Origin of the sequence: Necropsobacter massiliensis, assembly GCF_000827595.2 — a bacterium.
Classification (GTDB): domain Bacteria; phylum Pseudomonadota; class Gammaproteobacteria; order Enterobacterales; family Pasteurellaceae; genus Necropsobacter; species Necropsobacter massiliensis.
The window spans coordinates 1-2,751 of record NZ_LN776185.1 but is presented as its reverse complement, the minus strand read 5'-3'; the positions used below and the strand labels follow the sequence as shown (position 1 = coordinate 2,751).

1 rRNA gene is annotated in these 2,751 nt (G+C 48.7%); it reads right to left on the bottom strand.

Annotated features, from left to right (window positions below):
- Positions 1 to 135 precede the first annotated feature (135 nt).
- Positions 136 to 2,751: ribosomal RNA gene (locus BN3349_RS07085) — 23S ribosomal RNA — on the bottom strand; the annotation flags it as partial.

The following is a 2,751-nucleotide window of genomic DNA, read 5'->3' as shown; positions in this document are numbered from 1 at the left end:
TCAATCCAAAACAAGCTGTCTGATATCTGTCTAATACTCTCTTTACGCTCTCAGCAGTTCCTATCATCTGATTCCTGGTACCTGACACCTGATACCTGTCACCTGACTCCTGAACCCAAAACCCTTGAGCGTTGTATGGTTAAGCCTCTCGGGCAATTAGTACATGTTAGCTCAACGTATCACTACGCTTACACACCATGCCTATCTACGTCGTCGTCTTCAACAACCCTTACCAACTTTAAAGTCGGGGAGAACTCATCTCGGGGCAAGTTTCGTGCTTAGATGCTTTCAGCACTTATCTCTTCCGCATTTAGCTACCCGGCAATGCGTCTGGCGACACAACCGGAACACCAGGGATGCGTCCACTCCGGTCCTCTCGTACTAGGAGCAGCCCCCCTCAATTCTCCTACGCCCACGGCAGATAGGGACCGAACTGTCTCACGACGTTCTAAACCCAGCTCGCGTACCACTTTAAATGGCGAACAGCCATACCCTTGGGACCTACTTCAGCCCCAGGATGTGATGAGCCGACATCGAGGTGCCAAACACCGCCGTCGATATGAACTCTTGGGCGGTATCAGCCTGTTATCCCCGGAGTACCTTTTATCCGTTGAGCGATGGCCCTTCCATTCAGAACCACCGGATCACTATGACCTGCTTTCGCACCTGCTCGACTTGTCCGTCTCGCAGTTAAGCTTGCTTATACCATTGCACTAACCTGACGATGTCCGACCGTCATTAGCAAACCTTCGTGCTCCTCCGTTACGCTTTGGGAGGAGACCGCCCCAGTCAAACTACCCACCAGACACTGTCCGAACACCCGTTCAGGGCGCTTCGTTAGAACATCAAACCTTAAAGGGTGGTATTTCAACAACGGCTCCACGATAACTGGCGTTACCGCTTCTTCGCCTCCCACCTATCCTACACATCAAAATTCAAGGTTCAGTGTCAAGCTATAGTAAAGGTTCACGGGGTCTTTCCGTCTAGCCGCGGGTACACCGCATCTTCACGGCGATTTCAATTTCACTGAGTCTCGGGTGGAGACAGCCTGGCCATCATTATGCCATTCGTGCAGGTCGGAACTTACCCGACAAGGAATTTCGCTACCTTAGGACCGTTATAGTTACGGCCGCCGTTTACTGGGGCTTCGATCAGGTGCTTCTCTTGCGATAACACCATCAATTAACCTTCCAGCACCGGGCAGGCATCACACCCTATACCTCCACTTTCGTGTTTGCAGAGTGCTGTGTTTTTAATAAACAGTTGCAGCCAGCTGGTCTCTTCGACTTACTTCACCTCCATCCGTTTCGGACTTTAACTACCGTAAGCGCACCTTCTCCCGAAGTTACGGTGCTATTTTGCCTAGTTCCTTCACCCGAGTTCTCTCAAGCGCCTGAGTATTCTCTACCTGACCACCTGTGTCGGTTTATAGTACGGTTTAGTAAAACCTGATGCTTAGTGGCTTTTCCTGGAAGTGTGGTATCAGTTACTTCAGCTCCGTAGAGCTTCGTCATCATCTCTCGGTGTTAAGGTGAACCGGATTTGCCTAATTCACCCACCTACCAACTTAAACAGCCTATTCCAACAGACTGCTAACCTAACCTGCTCCGTCCCCACATCGCAGTTTTACCAAGTACGGGAATATTAACCCGTTTCCCATCGACTACGCTTTTCAGCCTCGCCTTAGGGGCCGACTCACCCTGCCCCGATTAACGTTGGACAGGAAACCTTGGTCTTCCGGCGAACGGGTTTTTCACCCGTTTTATCGTTACTTATGTCAGCATTCGCACTTGTGATACGTCCAGCCCACCTCTCGATGAACCTTCATCCGCTTACACAACGCTCCCCTACCCAATCAGAGGACAGATGACAGACGACTGATGACAGAATAAATTGCTATGACCAGCTTTTATGTAAACCGTTTAGCATTCTTGCAATATCTCGATAAGCTATTTCTAACTTTTCGCACGCAGCTTCATTTAAATAGCCTAAGTCTTTACTATAACTTAGCCATACCCTCATTTCATCTGCACTTCCCATTGCCATTAAGATAAAACGTTTAAACTCTGCTTTACTGACACTTTGCTTGCCAAACCCTTCCGCAAGATTTGCACAAATCCCTTTGCTCGCTCTTCGCATTTGACTTGCAAGTTCAAACTGTTCATATCTTGGATAATCTAATGTATGCTTATGAATTTCTAACGATAGTTGGTACGCTTTTTGCCACACCACTAAATCTTTATAATCCATAATTTTAGCTTCAATAACCATTTATTCTGTCCTCTGTCATCTGTAATCTGTCCTCTGAATGCCGCAGCTTCGGTGCTATGTTTCAGCCCCGTTACATCTTCCGCGCAGGCCGACTCGACTAGTGAGCTATTACGCTTTCTTTAAATGGTGGCTGCTTCTAAGCCAACATCCTAGCTGTCTAAGCCTTCCCACTTCGTTTCCCACTTAACATACACTTTGGGACCTTAGCTGGCGGTCTGGGTTGTTTCCCTCTCCACGACGGACGTTAGCACCCGCCGTGTGTCTCCTATGCATTACTCTTCGGTATTCGCAGTTTGCATCGGGTTGGTAATCCGGGATGGACCCCTAGCCGAAACAGTGCTCTACCCCCGAAGGTATTCACATAAGGCTCTACCTAAATAGATTTCGGGGAGAACCAGCTATCTCCCGGTTTGATTGGCCTTTCACCCCCAGCCACACGTCATCCGCTAATTTTTCAACATTAGTCGGTTCGGTCCTCCA